This is a genomic window from Kribbella sp. NPDC051952 (genome assembly GCF_040680855.1).
Taxonomy (GTDB): domain Bacteria; phylum Actinomycetota; class Actinomycetes; order Propionibacteriales; family Kribbellaceae; genus Kribbella.
Genome location: NZ_JBFAXQ010000031.1, coordinates 66,953 through 75,325, shown reverse-complemented (window position 1 = coordinate 75,325; position 8,373 = coordinate 66,953). Strand labels below are relative to the sequence as shown.

Below are 8,373 nucleotides of genomic sequence, written 5' to 3'. Positions count from 1 at the left end.
GCGCTCAAGGTCAACGGCGCCAACGTCATCTGCGGCGGAGTCAAGACCGCCAACGCTACGGTGTACCTGATCGACTCTGTCCTGATGCCACCGGCCGCCTGATCCCAGTACCCGGGCCGGTGCCACTGGCCAATAGTTGCCGGTGGCACCGGCCCGTACCAATTCACCGCCCGACCTCACACACGGCCGCAGGCCTGCGCAACCTGAGCGCGAACACCAGGGTGAGCAGGATCCCCGCGCCGATCACGAAGATCGTGCTCCGGATCCCGTCGGCCGCCGCCTCCCGCAACTCGTCGCCGACCAGTCCCGACGTCCGCGCGTTGGCCACCAGGACGAGTACGGCGAGCCCGACCACGGCACCGATCCCCGAACTCGTGGAAACCATGCCGGACGCGACCCCCTGCTTGCGATCGGACACCCCGGTCGCGGCCGCGATGAACATCATCGTGAACACCGCGCCATCCCCGAGGCTGACTCCCACCAGGCCCGGTACGAGTGCGACGTACGAGCCGCCCGCCGACATCCCGAGACCGAGTGCGATCGCGCCGCCGGCACCAACAGCCAAAGCCGCGATCAGCGTACGGCGGAGGCCGAAGCGCGTCACCGCCTGCCCGGCGACTGTCGAGCCGGCCACGACGACCGCGGTCGGGACCAGGAAGGCCAGTCCGGTCTGGAGTGGGTCGTAGCCGCGGACGTCCTGGAAGTACAGGGACAGGAAGTACAGCAGCGATCCGAACGTCGCCATGAACAGGAACGCGATCACCAAGGCCACCGTCAGCACGCGGTTCTGGAACAGGTTCGGCGGCACGAGAGGATCCGGACTACGTCGCTCGATGCCGATGAAGGCCACCAGGAACAAGAGCCCGGCGGTCGCGGTCACGAGGATCCACGGCGAGGTCCAGCCGAGTGTCGGGCCTTGGACGAGCGAGTACACGATCAGCGTGATCGAACCCGTCACGGTCAAAGCACCAGGCAGGTCGAAGATCCGGTTCGCGTCCCGCGGTCGTCCCGGATCGAGAAGCGGGATCGCCAGGCAGAGCGCCGTACCGGCGAGTGGGACGTTGACGAAGAACACGGCCTCCCAGCCGAACAGGCGAGTGAGTGCACCGCCGAGCAGTACGCCGATCACCAGGCCGGCCGCTCCGGATCCGCCCCAGATCCCCAGCGCCCGATTCCGTTCCCGACCCTCTGCGAACGTGGTGTTGATGATGGCCAGCGTGCTGGGGAAGACCAACGCACCACCGAGGCCCTGGACCGCGCGAGCCGCCAACTGCCAGGTCGGTCCGGTCGCGAGTCCGCCGGCGAGGGAGGCGAGTGTGTACAGCGCCAGGCCGGCCATCAGCACCCGACGCCGCCCGAGCAGATCAGCAGCGCGCCCACCGAACAACAGGAAGCCACTCGAGGCGATGGCGTACGCGCTGATCACCAACTGCAGGCTGTGCGCCGAATAGCCCAGCTCGCGACCGATCTCCGGCAGCGCTACGACGACGATGTACTGATCCAGCGAGACGATCAGCATCGCGAACGACAGCAACGCGAGGCCTGCCGATTTCCTTCGATCCATGACTCCTCCTCAGAGCTCGGTGAGTCGAACTGTACGGAACAGTTCATATGAACTCAACTGTTCAGTTCAGATTCTGCTAAACTGAGGCTCATGACGAAGACTTCCCCGCGGACGCTCACCGGTGACCGGGCGGCGCGCAAGCGGGAGGCGATCATCGCGGCGGCCCGCGCGGCCTTCGTCCGGGACGGATTCGACGCCGCGGTCGACACGATCGCGGCGGAGGCCGGCGTGTCCAAGGTGACGGTGTACAACCACTACGGAAACAAGGAAACGCTGTTCATGGCCGTCGTCGGCGAGGCTCTGGAAGGTGCGCTGGCCGACGCCATCTCGGGTACGGCGCAACGCCTCGAGGAGTCCGACGACCTGCGTGCCGCGCTGAAGTGGACCGCGACCGCGTGGGTCGCCAGCATGACCCACCCCGATCTGCTGGCGCTACGCCATCTCGTCACCAGCGAGGTACGGCGCTTCCCCGATCTCGGCAGCGCCTGGCGAGAACACGGCCCCGACCGCGCCGGCCCGGCACTCGCCGCCGCCTTCGAACGGCTGATCGCCGACGGTCGCCTGACCATGCCCGACGTGAACACCGCGATCCTCCAGCTCTACGCGCTGGTCCTCTACCCCCACCTGGTCCACAGCACGTACGGCGCCACCCTCGACCGCCACACCACCGACGAACTCATCGACACCGGCGTCGACATGTTCCTGCAGTACTACGCCTACCGCGACCAGAACGGCGCCGGCCCGGCCACCCCCGAGCGGTGACCGAGCCGGAACGTGTGGCCGCCTAGTAGGTGATTGCGGCAACTACCTTGGCGGGATCCCGGAGGAACGGCGCCACTGCCTTGAGCACGTCGGCCTTCGGGATGCCGACCTCGGTCGAGCCGGCGTACACGCCACCTTCGGCCTTCAGGCCAAGGAGGTTGCCGACCACGGCCGCGTGTCGGGCTTCCACGCCGAAGATGCCCGCAGCGGCCTGCAGGATCATCTTGTCCTTCACGAACCCGGCCGCACCCAGGTACGCACCGACGCCCTTGTTCTCGAAGATGTGCGCCGTGGTCAGATAGCTCTTGCGGCTGTCGAACGCGCCCCCGAAATCGACCGCGGGCGCACCGACCGGCGAACCGCCGAGCTTCTGGATCGTCGCGGTGATGGTCGCCACGTGCGACGCCTCGTCCGCTCCGATCTGCATCAGGTACTTCTTCTCCTTGCCGGACAACAACCCCGCCTTGTTGCCCTGCCGGTAGAACTCGGCCTCCAGGTACTCCAGCGTCAACGCATAGTTCAGTACGTCGATATCGCTGCCGAAGTCCTTCGCAGCCGCCAACTCGAACCCGTGCGTGAGGGCGCCGAGCGCCGCACCTGCTGGTACGGCGGACGCGTTGCCATGGATCATGTCGCGAACGGTGTCAGTCATCAGCTGTCCCTTCTACTTCGCAATGAACGGCATAGCGGCCTTGAGCACCGGCGCCATCCCCAGATGCGCCTCGATCGGCGCCGGGAACGGATTACCACCGGAGATCTGCGCGATGATCGCCGCATGCCGGGACTCGACCCCGGCGATCGACGCCGCCGCGGCGAGGATGGCGCCCTCCTTCACCAACGGCACCTGGCCGTGGTAGGCCTTCACGCCGAGCTCCTCGAAGATCCCCGCCGTTTTCAAGAAGGACGCCCGGCTGCCGAACGTCCCGGCCGGGAACTTCACCTTCGGCGCCGCGACCGGCTTGCCACCGAGATCCTGGATGGTCGTCCTGACCGCCGTGACGTGGTTGGCCTCGTGCTGCTGGATCGGGTCGACCAGTTCCAGCTCACGGCCCTTCAGCAGCTTCGCCTTCAGGCCCGCCGTGTAGAACGCGGACTCCAGGTACTCCAGCGTCAGCGCGTAGTTGAGGATGTCGAGATCGCTCTTGGCCACCTCGTTGGTGAAACCGCGATCTGCCTTGCCGAAGGCAACCGGATCGCCGGGCCGGGTCGCGACGTACGTGAGACCGACACCGATGAGAGCGGCGTTGCGCAGGAAGCTGCGCCGGCTGTGCTCGTCGTTGAACTCGAGGACGGGACGGCCCCCGAAGATCTTGCTGATACCCATGATTCTCCTTAAGGGATCACTACCGGGTTTCGGATCGCTGGAAAGGGGCTATCGCCTCCTCATCCGGCGCGCGCCTGGACGACGATGCGCTGGTAATGAGCTGTGATCGGGTTGCAGGCGAACAAGGTGATGAGCTTGTCGGCCGGGTCGGTGGGCTGCCGCAGGATGAACTTCACGTACTGCGCCTGCGGCACGATGGTGGTCCTGACGACCTTGTACGTCGTCTTCCGCGCGCCGAGCGTGACCATGATCGGGTCGCCGGGGCGGAGCTTGTCCAGGTTCAGGAACGGCTTCTCGTGCGTACTGCGGTGGCCGCTGATGACGCTGTTGCCCGCGCTGCCCGGCAACGGCGTACCGGGCCAATGGCCTACGCCCTGGACGAGAGCGGCCTCGTCGACGCCGTTGTTCAGCGGCTGGTTGACACCGAGCCGCGGGATCGCGAGTTGGCCGAGGCGTAGCTGTTCGCCGGGCTTGGCCTTGATCGCCTCGATCGGGACACCTTCCGCCGGATTGTCGCCGGCGGCGAACTGCGGTTCGACCGGATTGCCGGCCCTGAGCTGATCGAGCATCCGGTCGACCAGCGCCTCGTCACCGTCCGGCTGTGCACTCGGCTGCGAGGCATTCGCCGACTTGGTTGCCGTCGGCCCCGGAGCGTCGGCGGACGGAGCTGAGCCGTCCCGGCCGAACACGATGATCCCGATGGCCACGAGCACCGCGAAGGCGATGCTGGCGGCGAGCCAGCGGACAGCCGGTTTCCACGTTCTCACCGGCCGTCACCCGGTCGGGGCGTTGCGGTGTGGTCTTCGAGTACGGCTGGCACTGCCAATCATCTCCTCAGGGACGACGCACAGAAGGCTTTCGGCGCCGAACCGGTCCCGGATGGGTATGACTTCCCGACCAGCTGACGGCGGAGTTCGCCTATCTGCTGGAGGCGTGGTGCCGAAGGGTTGTCATGTCGACGACAACGCGCCACCGGATTCGTGCGGCCCTCGGTGGGTTCGTGGCCGCAGCAGCAGGCCTCGGCCTCGGTGAGCTGGTTGCCGCTCTGGCCGGCGGGACCTCGCCTGTGGTGGGGGTCGGGACGCAGTTGATCGACCTCGCACCTGGTCCGGCGAAGGACTGGGCGGTGAAGAACCTCGGTACCGCCGACAAGCCGATTCTCGTTGGCGGGGTCCTGGTCGCGGTTGCGGTCTTCGCGTTGGTTGCCGGCGCCATCGGTGCCTCGCGACCGCGTCTCGCGGTCGGCCTCACTGTCTGTCTCGGCCTGCTCGCCATCCTGGCCGCCGCGACCGGACGCACGCTGGCTGCCAGCCCGTTGACCCGATTGTTGCCCGCGGTCGTGACGCTCATCATCGCTACCGGCGGAATGATCCTGATCCTTAGGTATCTCGGTCGATCACCTTCCCAGGCACCGGCGGGGCCGGCCGGGGAAGTGCAGGGGTTCGATCGGCGGCGCTTCCTGGCGACCGCGATGTCGTTGGGCGTGGCCGGTGGAGCAGGCCTGCTGGGATCGCGGCTGGTGCCGGGTGGTGTCGATCAGGCGACCCGGATGGGGGTCAAGATTCCGGCGCCGGGGAGTCCGGCGCGCGCACTGCCGGCCGGGGTGACCGCGGATGTGGCTGGTGTGAGCCGGTTCATGACGCCGAACAAGTCGTTCTACCGGGTCGACACGCTGCTGACCGTGCCGAAGGTCGACCCGAGGAACTGGGAGTTGCGGATCCACGGCATGGTGGACCGCGAGTTGCGGCTGAGCCTGGCGGACCTGCTCGACCGTCGCCTGGTCGAGCGCGACATCACATTGACCTGCGTCTCCAACGAGGTCGGCGGCCCGTACGTCGGGAACGCCCGGTGGATCGGCGTACCGATCGCCGAGATCCTCCGCGAAGCCGGCGTACGGGACGGTGCCGACGCGGTGAAGTCGACGAGTGTCGACGGGCTGACCATCGGCACGCCGCTGAAGGCGCTGACCGATGGGCGCGACGCGATCCTTGCGGTCGCGATGAACGGCGAACCGCTGCCGTTCGAGCACGGCTTCCCGGTCCGGATGGTCGTCCCGGGACTGTACGGCTATGTCTCTGCGACCAAGTGGATCGTGGACTTCGAGGTGACTCGGTTCGCGGACTTCAGTGCCTATTGGACCGACCGGGGCTGGTCGGTCGAGGCGCCGATCAAGACCGCGTCGCGGATCGACGTACCCAAAGGTTTTGCAACGATCAAGGCCGGGCCCGCGGTCGCCGCGGGTGTGGCCTGGGCACAGCGCCGTGGGATCTCGAAGGTCGAGGTCCAGGTCGACGACGGTCCCTGGCAGGCGGCCCGGCTCGCGGCCGAGGACTCCATCGACACCTGGCGTCAATGGACGTTCCGGTGGGACGCGAAGCCTGGCAACCACAAGCTCACCGTTCGAGCCACCGACAGAGACGGTCAACTACAGACTGCCGATCGGGCGGCTCCACGCCCGAACGGTTCCAGCGGCCTCCACAACACCATCGTGATGGTCGAGTAGCGCTCAGGCGGTCCTGACCTTGCGGCGTACTGCCAGGGCGGTGGTGGCGTCGGCGAGGCTGGTGAGCGGCTCATGCCGGCGTGGCCAGCCGGGGCCGGCGGTGAAGAGCTGGTGCCCGGTTCGCTCGACCCGCTGCCGGAGCTGAGCTTGGCCCGATCGGCGCATGCTTGCCCAAAGCACCACCGATACCGGATTCGCTCGGGCGATGAAGTCCATCACGGCTGTTGGCGTGGTCTCCGGTCCGAGCAGGACAACGGGTTGGCTGCGCTCGAGCAGTACCGCGCGGAGCACGGTGAGGGGGAGCGTATGCCGTTCTTCGGGGCAGTGCACGAGCAGCGTCGGATGCGCCGAGTCGGGGCGGAGTTGCCGCCGGTGGAGGTAGCGGTCGATCGCGGCCGCGAACGCGCTCGACAGCAGGAGTTCGAGGTCGGTGCAATCGGCAGCGGCGGCGAAGCGCACTCCGAGTTGGCGAAAGGCCGGCGCGACGATCTCGGTCCAGGTGCGGCCGGCGCCTCGCTGATCCAGGCAGGTGTCGAAGAGGTCGTCGATCTCGGCGGTTCGCAGCTCCTCGGTGGAAGAGATCAGCCAGTCCGCTGTGGCCGCATTGTCGACGATGGTCGGCCGCGAGTGACTCAGCCGGGCTGCGTCCTGGGCCGAGACTCCGCTCGTGATCAGGCGGTGCATCCGGCGGATCCGCTCGACATCGGCTTCGGTGTAGCGGCGATGCTGTCCGGCGGTCCGCTCGGACGGGCTCACGCCGTACCGGGCATCCCAGGTGCGAAGGGTGACCGCGGGAATCCCGAGCAGCGCTGACACCTGTCCCACCGGAAGCACGGCTCCCATCGGCAGGACGTCATCCTGAGCAGCCTTCGTCGACGCCACAGACCAAGACTGGCACGACCGCGCGGCTCACCCCGTCAGCTGGGCAGAGTTCCGCGGATGATGCTGTCGTGGGAATGCTCGGGATTCCCGTCGTCGGGCTCCAGCGAGACGTCGATGATCCGGTACCCCTGGGCGGTGACGTCGCCCGGGATCTGGAACGTTCCGCCGGTTCGCGGGTTGAGTACGCCGAGCGAGACCATGCGCTTGCCGTCCACATTGATCAGCCACACCTCGTAGAAGCCCTGGCCGGCGTCGAGGCCCGCGGCGGCGACCTTCAGCTGCCTGCCTGCGGCGGCCTGAATCAGGTCAGCACTACCCTCCCCGGACTTGCCGGTGAGCGGTTCGAGCCGGACGACCGCGGCCGGCGGCGCCGGGGTGTTGTCGTCGGAGGTGATCAGTAGGGTGCCGATCACGCCGGCGCCGATACCGAGGACCGCGGCGATGCTCGCGGCTACGGCCAGACCTCGAAACCGCCGCGTCCGGTGCTGCCGGAGCGGACGGACAGTGGCGGGCCGGTCGTCGAGTTCGGCGACGATCTGGTGCCAGACGTGCGGCGGTGGATCCTCCAGCCGCGGCAGCTGACTCGTCTGCGTAGCGACCGCGCGCAGTTCGGCGAGACTCTCGCTGCACCGGGTGCAGCGCTGGAGGTGGTCGGCGGCGGCTTCGTCGGGGGAGCCGTCGTCCAGGGCCCACTGGGCCAGCAGCTCCTCATCGAGATGTGTCGTCACGCTTCACCTCCTCCAGTCGGTTCCGCAGGTGCAGCAATCCTCGCCGTACGTGGCTCTTCACGGTGCCTAGGGGCAGGGACAGCTGCTCCGCGATCTCCGGGTACGACTGGTCTTCGTAGAAGGCGAGCCGGAGGACGGTTCGCCGGGGGTCGTCAATTCTTGCCAGCTCGTCGGCCAGCAGAACACGATCGACCGTATCTTCGTCCAGCCGTTCGGTGGCAGACGTGGTCTCGGTGAGTCCGGCGACCGCCTCGGCGTTCCGGGTCTCACGGCTGCGGGCCGTGAGCCGGTCGGCGATCCGGTGCCGGGTGATCCCGGTCAGCCAGGAGCCGAGCTGCCCGGTGGTGGGATCGAAGGTGTTCCGCCCCCGCCAGGCGGAGACGAACACCTGCTGGGTCACGTCCTCGGCGTCGGGGCGATCTCCCAGCGACCGCAGTGCCAGCGTGTAGACGAGCCGGGACCAGTGCCGATAGGCGTCCGCGAGACTCTCCTCGCGGCCCTCCGCGAAGCCCTTCGCGATCTCGGCCGGCGACGGCGCGCCTGCCTCACCACTGGTCACGGCTCGAACTCTAGCCACGTCGAGGCCGCAGGTGTCCACAGTCTGTGCCAC

Annotated in this window: 9 protein-coding genes; 2 read left to right on the top strand and 7 right to left on the bottom strand. The window is 67.8% G+C overall.

Annotated features, from left to right (window positions below):
• Positions 1-163 precede the first annotated feature (163 nt).
• Positions 164-1,564, bottom strand: coding sequence for an MFS transporter (locus AB0L70_RS36325; RefSeq protein ID WP_363691377.1), 1,401 nt, complete (start codon positions 1,562-1,564; stop codon positions 164-166).
• 90 nt (positions 1,565-1,654) lie between these two features.
• On the opposite strand from AB0L70_RS36325, the gene AB0L70_RS36320 reads away from it, so the two are divergent.
• Positions 1,655-2,326: a TetR/AcrR family transcriptional regulator gene (locus AB0L70_RS36320; protein ID WP_363691376.1), complete on the top strand. Its 672-nt coding sequence runs from the start codon at positions 1,655-1,657 to the stop codon at positions 2,324-2,326.
• Between the two features lie 22 nt (positions 2,327-2,348).
• Here AB0L70_RS36320 and AB0L70_RS36315 read toward each other — a convergent pair whose 3' ends face one another.
• Genes AB0L70_RS36315 through AB0L70_RS36305 form a run of 3 tightly spaced genes read right to left on the bottom strand, consistent with a single transcriptional unit; the run spans position 2,349 to position 4,417 of the window.
• On the bottom strand, positions 2,349-2,978 hold the full coding sequence (locus AB0L70_RS36315; RefSeq protein ID WP_363691375.1) for a ferritin-like domain-containing protein: 630 nt from the start codon (positions 2,976-2,978) through the stop codon (positions 2,349-2,351).
• 12 nt (positions 2,979-2,990) lie between these two features.
• Positions 2,991-3,650: a ferritin-like domain-containing protein gene (locus tag AB0L70_RS36310; RefSeq protein WP_363691374.1), complete on the bottom strand. Its 660-nt coding sequence runs from the start codon at positions 3,648-3,650 to the stop codon at positions 2,991-2,993.
• A 59-nt stretch (positions 3,651-3,709) separates the two neighbouring features.
• Positions 3,710-4,417 (bottom strand): class E sortase, encoded by a 708-nt coding sequence (locus tag AB0L70_RS36305; RefSeq protein ID WP_363691373.1) that lies wholly within the window; start codon positions 4,415-4,417, stop codon positions 3,710-3,712.
• A 185-nt stretch (positions 4,418-4,602) separates the two neighbouring features.
• On the opposite strand from AB0L70_RS36305, the gene AB0L70_RS36300 reads away from it, so the two are divergent.
• Complete coding sequence (locus AB0L70_RS36300) at positions 4,603-6,153, top strand: molybdopterin-dependent oxidoreductase (RefSeq protein ID WP_363691372.1); 1,551 nt, start codon at positions 4,603-4,605, stop codon at positions 6,151-6,153.
• A gap of 3 nt (positions 6,154-6,156) precedes the next feature.
• Here the strand turns inward: AB0L70_RS36300 and AB0L70_RS36295 are convergent, their stop codons facing one another.
• Genes AB0L70_RS36295 through AB0L70_RS36285 form a run of 3 tightly spaced genes read right to left on the bottom strand, consistent with a single transcriptional unit; the run spans position 6,157 to position 8,322 of the window.
• A complete protein-coding gene (locus tag AB0L70_RS36295) occupies positions 6,157-7,035 on the bottom strand; it encodes a MerR family transcriptional regulator (protein ID WP_363691371.1) in 879 nt (292 codons plus the stop codon).
• Between the two features lie 35 nt (positions 7,036-7,070).
• Positions 7,071-7,763 (bottom strand): anti-sigma factor, encoded by a 693-nt coding sequence (locus AB0L70_RS36290; RefSeq protein ID WP_363691370.1) that lies wholly within the window; start codon positions 7,761-7,763, stop codon positions 7,071-7,073.
• Entirely contained in the window at positions 7,744-8,322 is a 579-nt protein-coding gene (locus tag AB0L70_RS36285) for a sigma-70 family RNA polymerase sigma factor (protein ID WP_363691368.1), read from the bottom strand. The genes AB0L70_RS36290 and AB0L70_RS36285 overlap by 20 nt, the downstream gene beginning before the upstream one ends.
• Positions 8,323-8,373: the final 51 nt, after the last annotated feature.